General features: G+C 69.8%; 11 protein-coding genes. 6 read left to right on the top strand and 5 right to left on the bottom strand.

The window, feature by feature from the left end; translation table 11 throughout:
* Positions 1-126 precede the first annotated feature (126 nt).
* From QSK31_RS07715 to QSK31_RS07705, 3 genes are all read left to right on the top strand, one after another.
* Positions 127-2376: a M4 family metallopeptidase gene (locus QSK31_RS07715; protein WP_285682313.1), complete on the top strand. Its 2250-nt coding sequence runs from the start codon at positions 127-129 to the stop codon at positions 2374-2376.
* A gap of 430 nt (positions 2377-2806) precedes the next feature.
* A complete protein-coding gene (locus tag QSK31_RS07710; protein WP_285682311.1) occupies positions 2807-3622 on the top strand; it encodes an SAM-dependent methyltransferase in 816 nt (271 codons plus the stop codon).
* A gap of 224 nt (positions 3623-3846) precedes the next feature.
* Positions 3847-5559 carry a putative bifunctional diguanylate cyclase/phosphodiesterase gene (locus QSK31_RS07705; RefSeq protein ID WP_285682308.1) on the top strand — a complete coding sequence of 571 codons (1713 nt, stop codon included), beginning with the start codon at positions 3847-3849 and terminating at the stop codon, positions 5557-5559.
* 21 nt (positions 5560-5580) lie between these two features.
* On the opposite strand, the gene QSK31_RS07700 is transcribed toward QSK31_RS07705, so the two are convergent.
* From QSK31_RS07700 to QSK31_RS07690, 3 genes are read right to left on the bottom strand one after another with little or no spacing between them, the layout of a single operon-like run.
* Entirely contained in the window at positions 5581-6675 is a 1095-nt protein-coding gene (locus QSK31_RS07700; protein ID WP_285682306.1) for an NAD(P)-dependent alcohol dehydrogenase, read from the bottom strand.
* Positions 6672-6899 carry a helix-turn-helix transcriptional regulator gene (locus QSK31_RS07695; RefSeq protein WP_285682304.1) on the bottom strand — a complete coding sequence of 76 codons (228 nt, stop codon included), beginning with the start codon at positions 6897-6899 and terminating at the stop codon, positions 6672-6674. Before QSK31_RS07695 ends, QSK31_RS07700 begins: the two co-directional genes overlap by 4 nt.
* Entirely contained in the window at positions 6893-7297 is a 405-nt protein-coding gene (locus QSK31_RS07690) for a hypothetical protein (protein ID WP_285682302.1), read from the bottom strand. The genes QSK31_RS07695 and QSK31_RS07690 overlap by 7 nt, the downstream gene beginning before the upstream one ends.
* An 87-nt stretch (positions 7298-7384) precedes the next feature.
* Between QSK31_RS07690 and QSK31_RS07685 the strand changes: the two genes are divergently transcribed.
* From QSK31_RS07685 to QSK31_RS07675, 3 genes are all read left to right on the top strand, one after another.
* Positions 7385-7999, top strand: coding sequence for a TetR/AcrR family transcriptional regulator (locus QSK31_RS07685; protein WP_285682300.1), 615 nt, complete (start codon positions 7385-7387; stop codon positions 7997-7999).
* Positions 7999-9735: an ABC transporter ATP-binding protein gene (locus QSK31_RS07680; RefSeq protein ID WP_285682298.1), complete on the top strand. Its 1737-nt coding sequence runs from the start codon at positions 7999-8001 to the stop codon at positions 9733-9735. The genes QSK31_RS07685 and QSK31_RS07680 overlap by 1 nt, the downstream gene beginning before the upstream one ends.
* Positions 9736-9847: 112 nt before the next feature.
* Positions 9848-11752 carry an ABC transporter ATP-binding protein gene (locus tag QSK31_RS07675; protein ID WP_285682692.1) on the top strand — a complete coding sequence of 635 codons (1905 nt, stop codon included), beginning with the start codon at positions 9848-9850 and terminating at the stop codon, positions 11750-11752.
* A gap of 65 nt (positions 11753-11817) precedes the next feature.
* Here the strand turns inward: QSK31_RS07675 and QSK31_RS07670 are convergent, their stop codons facing one another.
* Both QSK31_RS07670 and QSK31_RS07665 read right to left on the bottom strand, forming a co-directional pair.
* A complete protein-coding gene (locus QSK31_RS07670; RefSeq protein ID WP_285682296.1) occupies positions 11818-17109 on the bottom strand; it encodes a Calx-beta domain-containing protein in 5292 nt (1763 codons plus the stop codon).
* Positions 17110-17383: 274 nt separating this feature from the next.
* The gene (locus QSK31_RS07665) at positions 17384-17839 is read right to left on the bottom strand and encodes a hypothetical protein (protein ID WP_285682294.1); all 456 of its coding nucleotides are present in this window, start codon (positions 17837-17839) and stop codon (positions 17384-17386) included.
* Positions 17840-17857 lie beyond the last annotated feature (18 nt).

The following is a 17857-nucleotide window of genomic DNA, read 5'->3' as shown; positions in this document are numbered from 1 at the left end:
TATACCACTTCCCGGTACCGCCAAGAAACCTTAAATTTACTTACGTCAATGTCTTCCCAATGACGGTTGAACCTTCCATGATCTCAGATATCGAAGAAGGTTCATCTTTCGAGTGGGGAGACAAGCTTGAAAACGGCTCTCGCTCTGGCCGGCATCACCCTGCTGGCCGGAACCGGTCTCGTGGTCACCGCCACGACCGCGTCCGCCGCACCGCCGAAACCCGCACCGTCACTGCTCGCCGCCGCCGGCTCCGCGCTCCAGGCGCACCAGGCCGACGTCCGCGGCTCGGCCAAGGACACGTTCGCGGTCTACAGCAGCAAGACCGACAGCACCGGACTCGGGGTGACCCGCTACACCCGGACCTACAACGGCCTCCGGGTGTACGGCGGCGACCTGATCATCCGCACCAAGAAGGACGGCGCCTACGCCGGTTCCACGGCCGGCCTCGACAAGCCGCTGAACCTGGACACCACCCCGGCGTACGCGCAGGCCAAGGCCCGCACCGCGGCGACCGCGACCTTCAAGGGCAAGGTGACCTCGACCGGCAAGCCCGAGCTCTTCGTCGACGCGAGCAGCGGCACCGGCCGCCTCGCCTGGGAGACCGTGGTCACCGGCTGGGCGCCGGACGGCCAGACCCCGTCGAAGCTGCACGTCATCGCCGACGCCAGGACCGGCGCGTGGATCGGCTCGTACGACGAGATCGAGCAGGTCGTCGGCAGCGGCACCGGCATCTACACCGGCACCGTGGCCGTCGACTCGACGCAGTCCGGATCCTCGTACTCCCTGGTCGACCCCGCCCACGGCAGCGGACGCACCTGCGACATGGGTAACCGCACCTCGGGCACCTGCACCACCTTCACCGACGCCGACAACGTGTGGGGCAACGGCGCCAACAGCGACCGGGCGTCCGCCGCGGTCGACGCGCACTACGGCGCGGCGAAGACGTTCGACTACTTCACCAACGTGCACGGCCGCAACGGCATCTTCGGCAACGGCACGGGCGTGCCGTCGCGGGTGCACTACGGCAGCGCGTACGTCAACGCGTTCTGGGACGGCGCGCAGATGACGTACGGCGACGGCGAGGGCAACGCCCGCCCGCTGGTCGCGATCGACGTGGCCGGCCACGAGATGTCGCACGGCGTCACCGAGAACGTGGTGCCCGGCGGCCTCACCTACTCCGGCGAGTCCGGCGGTCTCAACGAGGCCACCAGCGACATCTTCGGCAACATGGTGGAGTTCTACGCCGACAACGCCACCGACCCGGGTGACTACGACATCGGCGAGAAGATCGACATCTTCGGTACGGGCGAGCCGCTGCGCTACATGTACAACCCGTCGCTGGACGGCGCCTCGCACAGCTGCTGGTCCACCTCGACCAAGAACGTCGACGTGCACTACTCCTCGGGCCCGGCCAACCACTTCTTCTTCAACCTGGCCGAGGGCAGTGGCGAGACCGAGTACGGCAACTCCCCGCTCTGCGGCGCGGCCGCCCCGGTGACCGGCATCGGCCGGGCCAAGGCGGAGAAGATCTGGTTCCGGGCGCTCGACACGTACTTCGTCTCGAACACCCCGTACGTCAACACCACGACGCCGTCCAACTCGGCCCGGGCGCACAGCCTGGCCGCGGCGACGGACCTGTACGGCCTGTGCAGCCCCGAGTTCAAGGCCGTGCAGTCGGCGTGGAACTCGGTCAACGTGGCCGGCGGCGACAACGACGACTGCGTGGCGAACAACTTCACGGCCGCCGCCACGCCGACGTCCCTCACCGTCGACCCGGGCGAGACCGCCACGACGACGGTGAACACCACGGTCATCGCCGGCGAGGCCGAGGACGTCACGTTCTCGGCGACCGGGCTCCCGGCCGGCGTCACGGTCGACTTCGACCCGGCCACGGTCACCGCGGGCGGCTCGACCACGGCCACGATCACCACGTCGGAGACGCTCGGCTCGGGCACCTACCAGCTCACACTGGTCGCCACGTCGCCGTCGGTCGCCCGTACGGTGACGGTGAACCTGACCGTGAACGGCCTTCCCGGCTGCAACGGCAGCAACGAGAGCGACGTCGTGATCAACGACAACTCCACCTTCGACAGCGAGATCATCATCAGCGGCTGCGAGGCCACGCCGTCGCAGAGCAGCACGGTGACCGTCGACATCACCCACACCTGGCGTGGTGACCTGGTGGTGTCGCTGATCGCACCGGACGGCACCGCGTACGTCCTGCACAACCGCGCCGACGGCAGCGCGGACGACCTCAAGAAGACGTTCACCGTCAACCTCAGCACCGAGACGGCGAACGGCTCCTGGAAGCTCCGGGTCCAGGACGCCGCGTCCCAGGACACCGGCGTGCTCAACCGGTGGGCCCTGACCCTCTGACAGGTGGTTCTTCCGGCCCTCTGACAGGTGGTTCTTCCGGCGGCCGTCCCGTTCCCTCCGGGGAGCGGGACGGTCCCGCCGGTACGGTGCGCACAGGGAACTCCCTCCAGGGCGGAAGGCCGGACCGCTCGCCTGGATCACCGACGACCCTCCCCGCCGGGCCTCTGGGGCTCGCCGCGGGCCGGCCACCACAGCACCGGCCGGTGGCCGCTGATCCTCGGCGAGAGCAGCTACTCGCCCGGCGAACCCGTGGAAAACCGCCGACGAGACTGGCTACCGATGAGCTCTGCTTACTAGTCGAGCGACTATAGTCGGGTGATGGCCGGAGGTTTTGCTGGTGATGCACGGTCCTGTGGTGGGACCGGGCGGCGGGTGAGCGGGCACATAGGATGATCGGCGTAACCCGATCGAGTGTGCAGCGGGGGTCACGGTGACGCAGAAACCTGATTGGGTGCCCGGCGGCGTGGACATCACCGTCCCGCACGCGGCACGGATCTACGACTACGCGCTCGGCGGTGACCACCACTTCGAGGTGGACCGCGAGTTCTGGGAGCGCGCCAAAGGGCTCATGCCCGGCGCGGAGGTTCTGGCGCGGGCCAACCGGGCCTTTCTCGGACGCTCGATCCGATGGCTGGCGGCGGCCGGGATCACCCAGTTCCTCGACATCGGGTCCGGCATCCCGACGATCGGCAACGTGCACGAGGTGGCCCAGGAGGCCGACCCCGAGGCGAAGGTCATGTACGTCGACATCGACCCGATCGCGGTCGAGCAGAGCCGCAGCCTGCTGCGCGGTAACCCGCGGGCCCGGGTGATCGAGGGGGACCTGCGCGAGCCCGACTCGATCCTCTATCACCCGGATGTGCTGGACCTGCTGGACTTCGCCCGGCCGGTGGCGGTGCTGACCGTCGCGGTCTGGCACTTCGTCCCGGACACGGCGAAGCCCGCCGAGATCGTCTCGAAGATCGGCGACGCGCTGGTCAAGGGCAGCTACCTGGTGGTGTCGCACCTCGGACCGGACACCACACCGGCGGGACTGGAGGAGCAGGCCCGGGTGGTGAAACTGTACGAGAACACCCCCACCCCGGCGACCATCCGGTCGGCCGCGGAGGTCGCCGCGCTGATCGGCCCCGGTTTCGACATCCTCGACCCGGGCGTCACCGCCGTGACCGACTGGTTCCCGGACCCGGAGGATGCCGACGACCCGCCGACGCCGACCGGGCTGGGTGCGGTGGCACGCAAACGCTGAGCGCCGTCACTCGTCCGGGGTCGCCGTTTCACCATATGGCGCTCAAACGGTCACGTCTCCGGTCGGTGGCCGGCCTCCTCCGGACCCGCGTCGACCTGCGCCTACCTTCTGGTTGATCTCGTGGGGACGGGCGTGCGGGCTCTGCTGGCACACGGCTGTCCACCATGGTCGGATGGTCCTCGCCTCCTCGGCCCGTGAGGCAGCCGAGTGAAGGGACCGCCGCGATGGCCGACAGCGATGCCGCGTCGCCGCCGCCACCACCTGCCGTTCAGGAGACCGCCCGCCGGTGGACCGCCGCGGTCGCCGCCGTGGGGTTCCTGCCCGCGGGCCGTGCTCGCACCCGGGCGTCCCTCGAACTGCTGCTGCACGACTTGCTTGCCGCTCTCCGCGCACCGGAACCCGATCAGACGGCTGGGCACGGGGTTGGGGTGCGGCTGGTCGAGCTGCGCATGGGCTCACCGGCGGCGATCGGCGCCACGATCGCGCTCCTCGCGGAACGGCTGCCGCGGCTGGTGTCCGGCGCCTCGGACCACGAGCGGATCCCGAGCGTGCTGGGCCGGATCGCCGCCGGGGCCAGCAGCGCGCAACGCACCGCGGCCGTACGCGCGGCGGAGACCCTCAACCGCGCCGAGAAGCTGCACTGGCGGCGGGTGTTCGCCGACCAGCAGGACCGTCTGCGCCGGCAGCAGCTGCACGATCCGTACTCGCTGCTGCCCAACCGCGCCCACCTGTACGACCACCTCACCGAACGGATCACCGAGGCCGCGGAGACCGGGCGGCTGGGCGTGTGCCTGCTCAGCATCGGCGACTTCGGCCAGCTGTCCGACGCCCATGGTGACGCCCTCGACGAGTTGCTCGCCGGCATCGGCGCCCGGCTGGACCGGCTCGCCACCGACGACGGGCACTTCGTGGCGCACCTGGGCGACGACCTGTTCGCCGTCGTCACCGCCACCGCCTCGCTCGACGATCTTGTCAAGGCCGCTGACCAGGCCAGGAGCGCCATCGCCGGTTCCGGGTCCGGCACCCGCGGCACGCCGCTCCGGGTCGTCGACGGCCTGGTCGAGGAGCCGGCGGCCGGCACGAGCCCGGATCGGTGGATCCGGGACGCCCGCCGGGCTCTGAGCTGGGCACGCCAGGACGGACACGAACGGGGCGTCTTCGAGCCCGGCCGGGCCGCCGACGACCTCCGCCGGCAGAACACCGCCGCGGCGATCCCGGACGCCCTGGAGAACCGTGAGTTCGTGTGCCACTACCAGCCGATCGTCGACCTGAACACCGATCGCGTCATGGGCGTCGAGGCCCTGGCCCGGTGGCAGCAGCCCGGCCGGCTGCTCGTACCGCGGGATTTCATCGCGCTCGCCGAGCAGAACGGGATGATCCACCGCCTCGGTGCGGCCGTGCTGCACCAGGCGTGCCGGCAGGCCGCCGCGTGGCGGGCAGGCGGACTGCCCCTGGTGATGAGCGTCAACGTGTCGCCGTACCAGCTGACCGACCCGGACCTGACCGCGACCATCGCGGGCGTCCTGGAGTCGACCGCCCTGCCCGCCGACCAGCTCCAGCTGGAGATCACCGAGAGCGCCGCCGTCGAACGCTACGAGCACGTGCTGCGCAACCTCGCGAGCCTCGGTGTCAGGATCGCTCTCGACGACTTCGGCACCGGATTCGCCAACTTCGCCGCTCTCACCCGGCTGCCGATCACCTGCGCCAAGCTCGACCGCCGGTTCATCCAGGAGGCCGCCGCCGGCAGCGACCCGGCGCTCGCCATGCTCCGGCACCTGCTGGGCCTGTTCGATCGCCTGCACTTCACGGTCGTCGCCGAGGGCATCGAAACCGAGGCCCAGCAGTACCTGCTCACCGGCCTGGGTTACCGCTACGGCCAAGGCTTCCTGCTCGGCCGCCCGCAACCGGCCGAACTCCTCGCCGAGCACCTGAGGTGAACGCGCTCGAGGTGTAACGGCTCAGGGTGTGACGACGAGCTTGCCGCGGGCCTCGCCCTCCATCAGGAGCCGCAGGGCTGCCGGGGTTTCGGCCAGGGCGAAGGTGCGGTCGATCAGCGGGGTGAGCGTGCCGGCGGCCAGCAGGGATGCCAGTTCCTCGAGGTCGGCGCGATTTTCCAGGGCCAGCACCGGGCGCAGGCGCTGGGTCGTGACGAGGTTGAGCAGGTGGGCGCGCAGCGAGCGGGTGGTGGCGCCGCCCACCCAGCGGCCGTCGTCCTCGCCGCCGATCAGGACCAGCGTGCCGTGCGAGGTGAGCAGCGCGCGCAGGTCGCCGAGGCCGCGCAGGCCGGCGATGTCGAAGACCGCGTCGTAGCCGACGCCCAAGGGGGACACGCGGTAGTCGATCACCGAGGCGGCGCCCAGCGAACGGACCAGGTCCAGCTTGGACGCGCTGCAGGCCCCGGTGACCAGCACCCCTCGGGACGCGAGAACCTGCACCAGCATCGTGCCGACGCCGCCGCCCGCGCCGATGACGAGCGCGCGTTGACCGGGCGCGAGGGAGGTCTTCGCGATCGCGCGCAGGGCGGTGTAGCCGGAGGTGGGCGTGGCGGCCGCTTGCACCGGCGTGACCGACGCGGGGCGGCGCACGACGAGTGACGCCTTGGCCACCGCGTACTCCGCGAAGGAGCCGTCGGCCACGCCGAAGACCTCGTCACCCACGGCCAGGGCCGTGACGCTCCCTCGCACCGTCGCTTTGCTCTGCTTACCCATAGGAAGCGCCGGTCCGAGCACCGTCGCTTTGCTCTGCTTACCCATAGGAAGCGCCGGGCCGGGCACCGTCGCTTTGCTCTGCTTACCCATAGGAAGCGCGGGGCCGAGCGCGACGACCGTGCCGGCCACGTCGCGGCCTCGGACCCGGGCGCGCGGGCGGGACAGGCCGAACGCGAGGCGGGCGGCGAGCGGCAGGCCGGCCATCATGTGCCACTGGCCGGGGTCGACACCGGCCGCGGCCACCCGCAGCAGCACCTGGCCCGCGCCGGGTGTCGGCCGGTCGATCTCCTCGTAGGTCAGCACCTCGTACGACCCGTACCGATGCTGGGTGATCGCCTTCATCATGGTTCGTCTCCTGACGGGTAGTGGAAGACCTGCTCGAGCGGCACCTGGAAGATGCGGGCGATCTGGAACGCCACCTCCAGCGAGGGCGAGTAGCGGCCCTGCTCGATGGCGATGACGGTCTGCCGGGTCACGCCGAGGCGTTCGGCCAGGTCCGCCTGGGTCATCTCGCCGGTGGCGAAGCGCAGCGCGCGGATCGCGTTGGTGATGCGGGTGGGTTTCACCACGGGTGGAACCCCCGGCGGTAGGCGACCAGCTTGGTGGTGGAGCCGAGCACGGCGGAGAGTACGAACGCCAGGTAGATCGTGTTGGCGATCCAGAAGTACGACGTCTCGGCCAGCGCCAGGGCGAGCGCCGCGACGCCGCCGATCACCAGCATCGACTGGCCGACGGCCTGCCCGAACCGGTCGATCTCGCGGTCGCGCTGATCCTTCTGGTTCGCGCCCTCGGGCCAGATCGCCACCGCCGCGACGTGCCCGGCGATGCCGGCCGCGATGGCGGCGCCGATGGTCCACAGCATCGCCGGTCGATAGCCCGCACCGGCGCCGACTGCGATCCAGTAGGCCGCATAGCCCAGCACCGCGACGATGCCGAGGATCCAGACCCGTCTCTCTTCCGCTCCCATGTAAAGAATTCTATACATGATGTCAAGAAAGATAGACATGACAAATGTCAGTGGCTGAGTGAGCACTCGCTCATTAGAGTGGGCGACGTGCAAGAGGAACGACGCCGGCGCGTGCCGGCAATGGCACCCGAGGATCGGCGCGCCGCCCTGATCGAGGCGACCGTGCCGCTCCTGCACGAGCACGGGCTGGAGATCAGCACCAAGCAGATCGCGGCCTCCGCCGGGGTCGCCGAGGGCACCATCTTCGGCGTCTTCAAGGACAAGAACTCGCTGGTCATCGCCGCTCTCCTCCAGGTGCTCGACCCGCAGCCGACACTCGACGGGCTGGCCGGCATCGACCCGGCGCTCCCGCTGCGGGAGCGGCTGGTGGTGGCCACCGACCTGATCCAGCAGCGGTTCCTGGTGAACGCTCGGCTCATGCACGCCGCCCGGCACATGGCGATGACGCACGACAAGGAGACCGCGCTCCGGATGATGCGCGGGCGCCAGGCACTCGAGGAGGCGCTCACCGCGGTGATCGAGCCGGACGGCGCGGCGCTGCGCCGCTCCCCCAGCGCGACCGCGCGGCTGCTGCTGCTCTTCGCCGGGGCCAACACGTTCGGGCCGTTCGGCGACCCGGAGAACTTCGACGCGTCCGAGCAGGTGTCCATGCTGCTCGACGGACTGCTCGTGAGGAAGCACGAGAGAAACGGGGAAAAGTAGTGCTGCTCAAGCTCCTCAGAACACACCTGCGGCCCTACCGCAGAGACATCTGGCTGGTCGTCGCCTTCCAGCTGGTGCAGACCCTGGCGACGCTCTACCTGCCGACCATGTTCGCCGACATCATCGACAACGGCGTGGTCAACGGCGACACCGGCTACGTGATGATGGTCGGCGGCGAGATGCTCGGCATCACGGTGCTGCAGATCGCGGCGCAGATCGTGGCCGTCTACTTCGGCGCCCGGACCGCGATGGCGGTGGGCCGGGACGTGCGGGGCGCGATCTTCGACCGGGTGCAGGAGTTCTCCGCCCGCGAGGTGGGCCAGTTCGGCGCGCCGTCGCTGATCACCCGGACCACCAACGACGTGCAGCAGGTCCAGATGCTGGTGCTGCTCACCTTCACGTTGATGGTGTCGGCGCCGATCATGTGCTTCGGCGGCATCCTGCTGGCGCTGCACCAGGACGTGCCGCTCTCCGGCCTGATCCTGGTCATCGTTCCGATCCTGGTGCTGCTGGTCGGCCTGATCATCCGGGCGATGCGGCCGCTGTTCCGCACCCTCCAGGTGAAGATCGACAAGATCAACCGGGTGATGCGCGAGCAGATCACCGGCATCCGGGTGATCCGCGCGTTCGTCCGCGACGACCGCGAGCAGCAGCGCTACGAGGACGCCAACGCCGAGGTGACCGACGTGGCGCTGAAGGTCGGCAAGCTGATGGCGCTGATGTTCCCGGTCGTGCTGCTGGTGGTCAACCTGTCCAGCGTGGCCGTGCTGTGGTTCGGCGCGGGCCGGATCGACGCCGGGGACATGCAGATCGGCGCGCTGACCGCGTTCCTCAGCTACCTGATGCAGATCCTCATGTCGATCATGATGGCCACCTTCATGTTCGTCATGATCCCGCGGGCCGAGGTGTGCGCCGAACGCATCGAGGAGGTTCTGGACACCGAGTCCTCCGTACGCATCGCGGCGAAGCCCGTGACCAGCCTGAGCCTGCACGGTGACCTCGAGTTGCGCGGGGTGGACTTCCACTATCCGGGCGCCGAGGCCCCGGTGCTCAGCGGCATCTCGCTGACCGCACGGCCCGGCGAGGTGACCGCGGTGATCGGCAGCACCGGCTCCGGCAAGACCACGCTGCTCAACCTGGTGCCGCGGCTGTTCGACGCGACCGGCGGCACGGTCCTGGTGGACGGCGTGGACGTGCGCGAGCTCGACCCGGCGCTGCTGTCCCGGGTGGTCGGCATCGTGCCGCAGCGGCCCTACCTGTTCACCGGGACGGTCGCCTCCAACCTGAGGTACGGCAATCCGGACGCCACCGACGAGGACCTGTGGGCGGCGCTCGACGTGGCGCAGGCCCGCGACTTCGTCGAGCGGATGGACGGGCGGCTGGACGCGGCGATCGCGCAGGGCGGCACGAACGTCTCCGGCGGACAGCGGCAGCGCCTGGCGATCGCCCGGCTGCTGGTGCACAAGCCGGAGATCTACCTGTTCGACGACTCGTTCTCGGCGCTGGACTACGCGACCGACGCGGCGTTGCGCGCGGCGCTGACGGACCAGACGGCCGACGCCACCGTGGTGATCGTGGCGCAGCGGGTGAGCACCATCCGCGACGCCGACCGGATCATCGTGCTGGACGACGGCCGGGTGGTCGGCGAGGGCACCCACTCCGACCTGATGGATTCCAACGAGACGTACCGGGAAATCGTGTTGTCGCAGTTGACTGAGCAGGAGGCCGCGGCATGAGGGAGCGGAGCGAGATCATGATCGCGTCCTTGTTTTTTTCCGGTTCGGGAGGCAGAGCGTGACCGCTCCCGCTCGCAGACCTGCCGGGCCGCCGATCGGCGGACCCGGGCGGATGATGATGGCCGGCGGCGCGCCGGCCGAGAAACTGAAGGACTTCAAGGGGTCGCTGCTGCGGCTGCTCGGGCTGCTGCGCCCGCACAAGGTGCAGGCCGGCGCGGTGCTGCTGCTGGGCATCACCAGCGTCTTCCTGACCGTGCTGGGCCCCCGGCTGCTCGGCCACGCCACCGACGTCGTCTTCTCCGGCGTCGTCGGCAAGACGCTGCCGGCCGGCGTGACCAAGGAGCAGGCGGTCGAGAACCTGCGCAACCAGGGCGCGGGCAACAAGGCCGACCTGCTGTCCGGCATCGACTTCGTGCCCGGCCAGGGCGTCGACTTCGACAAGCTGATGCACATCCTGGCCTGGGTGGCGCTGGTCTACGTCGGCGCGTCGGTCTTCGCCGCGTTGCAGGGCCGGCTCGTCGCGACCCTGGTGCAGCTGGTCGTCTTCCGGCTCCGGCAGGACGTGTCCAACAAGCTGGCCCGGCTGCCGCTGTCCTACTTCGACCAGCAGGCCCGGGGCGAGGTGCTGAGCCGGGCCACCAACGACACCGACAACATCGCGCAGACGCTCCAGCAGACCTTCGCGCAGCTGATCACGGCGTTGCTGACGATCATCGGCGTCCTGGCCATGATGTTCTGGATCTCCCCGCTGCTGGCGCTGATCGCGCTGGTCACCGTGCCCGTCTCGATCTGGGTGACCACCCGGATCGGCAAGCGGTCGCAGCCGCAGTTCGTCAAGCAGTGGGCGACCACCGGCAAGCTGAACGGGCACATCGAGGAGATGTTCACCGGCCACTCGCTGGTGAAGGTCTTCGGCCGCCAGAACGAGGCGGTGGAGACCTTCAAACAGCACAACGACGGCCTGTACGCGTCCAGCTTCCGCGCGCAGTTCGTCTCCGGGCTGATCCAGCCGGCCATGATGTTCATCGGCAACCTGAACTACGTGCTGGTGGCCGTCGTCGGTGGTCTGCGGGTGGCGACCGGCTCGCTGTCGCTGGGTGACGTGCAGGCGTTCATTCAATACTCGCGCCAGTTCAGTCAGCCGCTGACCCAGGTGGCGAGCATGGCCAACCTGGTGCAGTCCGGCGTGGCGTCGGCCGAGCGGGTGTTCGAGCTGCTCGACGCCGATGAGCAGTCCGGCGACCCGGCGCCGCTCGAGATGCCGCCGGTCCGGGGCCGGGTCGCGTTCGAGGACGTGTCCTTCCGGTACGTGCCGGATCAGCCGCTGATCGACGGGCTGTCGCTGGCGGCCGAGCCGGGCCAGACCGTGGCCATCGTCGGTCCCACCGGTGCCGGCAAGACCACACTGGTCAACCTGCTGATGCGGTTCTACGACGTGACCGGCGGGCGGATCACCCTGGACGGGGTGGACATCGCGTCCATGCCGCGCGAGCAGCTCCGCGAGCACATGGGCATGGTGCTGCAGGACACCTGGCTGTTCGGCGGGACGATCGCGGAGAACATCGCGTACGGGGCGGACTCGTTCGTGATGGCGGACGTGCAGCGGGCGGCCGAGGCGGCGCACGTGGACTCGTTCGTGCGGATGCTGCCGGACGGCTACGAGACGGTGATCGACGAGGAGGGCTCGAACGTCAGCGCCGGCCAGAAGCAGCTGATCACGATCGCCCGGGCGTTCCTGGCCGAGCCGAGCATCCTGATCCTGGACGAGGCGACCAGCTCGGTGGACACCCGCACCGAGGTGCTGATCCAGCGGGCGATGAACTCGCTGCGGTCGGGCCGGACCAGCTTCGTGATCGCGCACCGGCTGTCCACCATCCGCGACGCCGACGTGATCCTGGTGATGGACTCCGGCGCGATCGTCGAGCAGGGCACGCACGACGAGCTGATGGCAGCGGGTGGCGCGTACGCCCGGCTCTACTCGGCCCAGTTCGCGGAGGCGGCCGCCGAGGTCGACTGAGGGAGCGGAGAAACAGAACCGGGGCGGCCGATCGGCCGCCCCGGTTCTGTCCGTTCAGGGGTGCGTCAGCGGATCGTCACCACCCGGTTGGTCGACGTCCCGGCGGTCACGCCGTACGCCGCGTTGTCCGCGAGCACGGCCCGGAACGTCATCTTCGTGCGCGACCTCTGGCCGGTGAGCCGGAAGACGTACGTCCTCGCGGTGCCCGCCGTGACGCCGCGCGCCACGGCCGACCAGCTGCCGTTGGCGTTCTGCCGCTGGATGGTGACCGACAGGCCGTTCAGCTTCGGGCTGCTGCCGACCGCGAAGTTCACCGTCCCCGCCACCGTGGACGTGGCCGTGAAGGTCGGCAGGAGGCTGACCTTGACGAGCTTCGGCGTGGAGTTCCCGCTGCCGATCACCCGCGCCTGCAGCCAGTAGCCCATGTCGAAGGGCACCGCCACGGAGTACTGACCCTCGATGTCGGCGGTCGTGGTGGCCGCCGAGAACCACTTGGTCGGGGTGGACGGCGCGGCGGCGTAGACCCGCACCTGCGCGCCCTCGCGGGTCTGGCCGTAGACGGTGACCAGGCCGGGGCCCGGCCGGCTGTTGGCCGGGCTCGTCAGCAGCGTCGGCGCCACGGCGGCGTCGTCGTCGGTGATCTGGACCTGGCCGGTGCCCTCGTCGATCACGATGCCCTTGGGCATGGCGCCGGAGAGGGTGATCGAGAAGGACTGGGTCGGCTCCTCGACGCCGTCGTCCTCGATCGGAACGCTCGCCATGGCCTCGGTGACGCCGGCCGGGAAGTCGAGCACCTCGTCCTGCGTCGTGTAGTCGTAGCCCGCCTTGGCCGTGCCGTCGGTGGTCTTCCAGCCGACCGACAGGTCCTGCTCGGTCGAGGTGGCGTCGTTGGCACCGTCGAACATGAGGGCCACCCGCACGTCGACCGATTCCTCGCCCTCGTCGATCGTGGTGACCTCGTCGATCGCGATGGACGGCGGCAGGTCGTTCTGATCGTCGTTGATCTTGTAGACGCTGGAGACGTACCGGTCCGGGTCGTCGTGGTCGGTCGCGGTGATCCGGAAGAACTCGGCCGGCTCGTCGATCTGGTCCTGCTCCAGCGTCACCGTGCCCAGCGATAGCGGCCGGGTCGGGTTGTAGCCGCCGGGGATCACTCCGGAGAGCCCGTTGTCGGTGTAGTCGATGGACTCGGCCGGGTCGACGCCTTCCGTGCTGTACCCGGCGAAGGCCAGGTCGAACGGGAAGTCGCGCTGCGCGACGCCGGTGACCACGGCCCGGATCGTCAGGTCGGAGCCCTCGGTGCCGGACGTCGCGGTCAGCTCGACGGACGGCTTGGCGTCGTCGTCGGTGATGACCAGGTCGCTGGAGTCGGCCGATCCGGTCGCGTCGTCCTCACCCGAGGCCCGCTCCACCGTCAGGGTGGCCTCCTCCTCGCCCTCGTAGGCCGTGTCGTTCGCGACCGGCACCGAGAAGTCCACGTGGTCGGAGCCCGCCGGGACGGTGACCGTGGCGGACGGCTCGGTGAAGTCGTTCTGGCCGGGCCCGGTCATGTTCGAGCCGTGCGTCGCGGTGTCGTCGACGATGGTGACGTCGAACTCGACCGCCTGGGTGGTGACCTTCGAGAGGGCGACGGTGAAGACCGCGTCCCCGCCGCTGGCGCCCTCGGTGAACGCCACGTCGGCGACCGAGAACGTCGGCTTCCGCGAGTCGTCGTCGTCGGTGATCGTCACCGTGGACACGTCGTTCCCGAGGGTCGCGCCGGTCGGGAGCGGGTCGGAGATGGTGACCGTGAACGTCTCGTCCCGCTCGAAGAACAGATCGTTGGTGATCGGGATCAGGATGTTCTTGGTCGTGTCCCCCGCGGCGAAGGTGACCGTCGCTCCGGTCTGGGCGGCGGTGTAGTCACTCGTCGCCCTGGCGGCGCCGTTCGCGGTGGCGTACACGGCGGTCACGATCCGCTGGCTCGAGGTCGCGTCGTCGCTGTCGGTGAAGTCGAGCGACGCCGGCACCAGCGCGTTCCCGGCGTTCTCGACGACCGTGGCGGTCGGGTCGACGGCCACCGCCGGCGGCTTGTCGTCCGCGTTGTCGGTGATGGTCTGCCACGCCGTCACCGTCGAGGTCAATCCGGTCATGGTGACCTTGGCCGTCTCGTCGTACTCGTCGGCCTGGTCGTCGAGGAAGCTGATCGTGCCCAGGTCGACCGTGCCGCCCGGGATGTTGCCACCCGGGATGGCTTGCGCGCCGAGGCCGGACGCGTCGAAGTCCTCCGGTTCGGCGGGGTTACTGCCGGCGTTGACCGCACCGGCCGCCGCCAGGGTCACCGTGATCGGGTCCTGCGTCTGGCCGGCCACCGTGCCCACGATGTTCTGCGGTCCGGTTCCCTCGCCCATGGTGACGCTGCTCAGCGTCACCGCCGGCATCGGGTCGTCGTCGACGATGCTGAGGCTCGCCGTCACCGGGCTCATCGCGTCGACGGCGTCGTTCTCATCCGCGGCCACCTCGACGTGGACGGTCGCCGTCTCGCTGGTCTCGAAGACGGTGTCGTCCTTGATCGTGACCGGGACGGTCACCTTGTCCTGGCCCGCCAGGACCGTCACCGGCGTCGTCGGCATCAGGAAGTCGTCGTTGCCCGGCGTCAGGTCGCCGTGCTTGGCGGTGCCGTCGGTGATCCACACGCGGACGGCGACGTCCTCGGAGGCCGCACGGTCGAGCTGCACCGAGAAGTCCGCGTAGCCCACCGTGCCCTCACGGAAAGCCTGGGCCGGTGCGCCGAGCCCGTTCAGGACCGGCTTCTGGCCGCTGTCGTCGTCGGCGATCTCCACGGTCACGCCGGCCGGCGCGATCGGGGTGTCGGACGGCGACGGCGAGGAAAGCTGCACGGCGAAGGTCTCGGTGAGCTCGTACCGGTTGTCCTGCTCGATACTCACCGGGATCTGCGCGGTGGTGACACCGGCGTTGAACGTGACGGTGCCCGGCGTGGACGTGTAGTCGGCCGGCTTCTCGGCGGTGCCGTCGGCCGTGCTCCAGGCGGCGGTGATGTTCCGCTCGGTGGAGGTCGCCAGGTTGCCGTTCTGGGTGAAGTCCAGGTCCACCGGGATGTTCACGGCGCCGTCGGCCTCGTCGTGCTGCACCGGACTGGCCGCGGGCACGATGGTCGGCAGCATGTCTTCGTCGCCGTCGCCGATGGTCAGCCAGATCGGGGCGACCGCCGGGATGCCGGTGAGCGAGATCTTGACCGTCTGCGGATTCTCGTCGATGAAGTCGGTGAGCAGGTCGATCGTGCCGAGCGGGCGCGGGTTGCTGACCGCGCCGCCGGCCAGGCTGACGGTGCTGGTCAGGTTGCTCGCGTCGAAGTCCTGGGACTGCGCGGCGTCACTGCCCGACACCGAGTCGCCCGCCGCGGTGAGGCCGATGGTGATCGCGTCCTGCGAGACGCCCGTGACGGTGGCGCTGACCGCCGCGGTCTGGCCCTCCTTCTTGCCGGACTCGACGGACAGGACGACGGACGGCTTGCTGTCGTCGTTGGTCAGGGTCAGGGTCGAGGTCTTGTCGCCGGCGGTCACCGCGTTGTCGTCCATCTGCGTCGCGACCTCGATCGTGGCGTCCTCGTCGCCCTCGTACACGTCATCGCCGTTGACCTGGAACAGCACGGTCGCCGTGGTGTCGCCGGGCAGGATCGTCACGGTGCTGTTGGGCGCGTCGAAGTCGTTGCTGCCCGGGCCGCTGCCGTCGACCAGCGCGGTGCCGTCCGTCGCTGTCACGTCCAGCGTGATCGTCTGGGAGCTGGGGTTGGACAGGGCGACCTGGATGCTCTTGCCGACCGCGGTGTTGCCCTCGTCGACCGTCAGGTTCGGGAAGGTGTCCAGCGTCGGCTTCGCGTCGTCGTCGTTGATGGTCACCGTGTGCGCGGCGCTCGGCGCCAGGCTCGCGGTGCCCCCGGTGTTGGACAGGGTCACCGTGAGGGTCTCGTTGGGCTCGTCCTTGACGTCGCCCTTGACCTTGACGACGAACGTCTTGGACTGCTCGCCGGCGGCGAAGGTCAGCTCGCCCGGCGTGACCGCCTCGAAGTCCTCGCCCTCGGTCGCGGTGCCGCTCTGCACCGTGTAGCCGACCTTCACCTCACGGCCGGACGGGTTGTCCAGAGCCACCGTCATGGTCTTGCTGGAGGTGCCGGAGTCGCCCTCGGCGACCGTCGGCGGCGTCAGCGACACGACCGGCAGGACGTCGTCGTCGGTGACACTGCCGGTCGCCTCCAGTGTGCCGGCCGTGTAGTGCACCGGGAGTGCCGGAGCCGGCGAGGAGAGCTTGAGCTTGAACGCCTCCGGGTCGAGCTCGTTCAGGGCGTCGAGAGTGGTCTGTACGGACACCGTCTCGGACGTGGAGCCCGGCATGAAGATCACCGGCTGGTTGCTGAACGGCGTGAAGTCGGCCGAGGTGGCGGTGCCGGCCTCGGTGCTCGCCAGCACGGTGACCGTCCGGTTGGACGGCGCGGACAGAGAGACGGTGAAGTCGAGCTGGCCGCCCTCGGTGACCGCGCCCGGCGCGGCGATGTCCAGCGTCGGCATCACGTCGTTGTCCCCGATGTTGACCTGCAGCACCGAGCCCGTGCGCTGCTCGCCGTTGCTGCCGGTCGCACCGGTCACCTTGAAGAACTCGAGGTCCTCCTCGTCACGGGTGTCGTCGATGATCGGGACATCCTTGTAGCCGGTCAGCGAGCCCGCCGTGACGGTGATGACTCCGGGGCTCGCGGTGTAGTCGTCCGGCTGCACGGCCGTGTCGTCCGAGCTCGGCGCCGAGATCGTCACGTTGCGCCCGGAGACATGCGACAGGGTCGCGGTGATCCGCGCGCTGCCCGCGTTCTCGGTCACCGGGTCGGGCACCGAGAGGGCGTACGTCGGGGTCGCGTCGTCGTCGTCCAGAATGCCCTGGGCCTCGACGACCGGCGCCCCTCCGCCGGCACCGGTGATTCGGAGGGTGAAGGTCTCGTCGTCCTCGTCCAGGTCGTCGGTGAGCCCCTGCACCGTGATCTTCTTGGTGACGGCCCGCGTGCTGTTCGCCGGGAACGACGTGGTGGTGAGGGGAATCCCGGTGTAGTCCTTGCCGGCTTCCGCCGTGCCGTCGACCGTCAGGTACTCGAGGTCGAGCTTGGGGCTTCCGGGGCCGCCGGCCTCGCGGATCAGTTCGAAGACGAACGCGTCGCTCTCCACCGACTCCTGGTCGCTGGTGAAATCGATGTCGCCGGGGTCCGCGTAGGCCGGTGTGGCGACGGTCAACACCGGGATGAAGCCGATGAGCGCTGCGGTCGCGGCCGCGAGGGTCAGCCGGAGGGAGCGTTGCGTCCCCGGGAGGAAGTGCATGGCTCAACGACTCCTTCAGACGGGCAACAGACGTACGACGGACGTAACGTAACTGAAGAATTACCCGCAAAAGGCGCGAATCGATATCTGAGCGGCAGGGGCGCCAGGGCGATGGCGAGCAGAACGGTCGTCACCCTGCCCCCGGGCCGCGCCCATCGTCACCGCGGTGGCCGAGAGGCTGATGCCCAGCGGCAGCGGACCGGAGTCGACGTCGCCCTCGCCGGCCACGCCGGTCGGGAACTCCCGGATCGCCGGACCGAACGGTCGGAACCGCTCACGGAACACCCGGTACTGTCGCGCGGCGAACACCGGGTCGATGTCCACCAGGAACCGCTGGATCATGCTCTGCGAGGTGCCCCCGGGCCACCTCGAGCGGCGCGCCGGTGACCACGTCGGCGCGGTGCGGCAACAGGCCGGTCTGCGGGTCGAGCCGCTGCTGGGCCGCGCTCAGCCAGCGGCCGGCCGTCGCGGCGTACCGCGGCGTGAAGAGCTTGTCGTGCAGGCGCAGAGCCAGCACGCCGCCACGCAGCCAGTTCGTCCAGCCGCGGTAGAAGACGCCGTACGCCGGGGTGAGCCCCTCGTCGAAGGGCGCCCGCCCCTCGGCCGAGTCCAGGGCGGCCAGGGCCCAGCGGGCGGCGTCCAGCTCGTCGGCCCGCTCGGACGGCGGCTCGCCCAGGCCCAGGTCGACCTCGGTCAGCCCGTAGAGGGGGACCGGTCGCCTTTTTACCATGAAGCGCGCGATCGGCGT

Source organism: Actinoplanes sp. NBRC 103695, from assembly GCF_030269485.1.
Classification (GTDB): Bacteria; Actinomycetota; Actinomycetes; order Mycobacteriales; family Micromonosporaceae; genus Actinoplanes.
This window is presented reverse-complemented; position numbering and strand designations above follow the sequence as displayed.

Bases quoted from the DNA above. Each gene is read 5' to 3' on its own strand.
- QSK31_RS07665 (WP_285682294.1), bottom strand. From the start codon at position 17,839: ATGGTAAAAAGGCGACCGGTCCCCCTCTACGGGCTGACCGAGGTCGAC.
- QSK31_RS07705 (WP_285682308.1), top strand. From the start codon at position 3,847: ATGGCCGACAGCGATGCCGCGTCGCCGCCGCCACCACCTGCCGTTCAG.
- QSK31_RS07700 (WP_285682306.1), bottom strand. From the start codon at position 6,675: ATGATGAAGGCGATCACCCAGCATCGGTACGGGTCGTACGAGGTGCTG.
- QSK31_RS07675 (WP_285682692.1), top strand. From the start codon at position 9,848: ATGATGATGGCCGGCGGCGCGCCGGCCGAGAAACTGAAGGACTTCAAG.
- QSK31_RS07690 (WP_285682302.1), bottom strand. From the start codon at position 7,297: ATGGGAGCGGAAGAGAGACGGGTCTGGATCCTCGGCATCGTCGCGGTG.
- QSK31_RS07670 (WP_285682296.1), bottom strand. From the start codon at position 17,109: ATGCACTTCCTCCCGGGGACGCAACGCTCCCTCCGGCTGACCCTCGCG.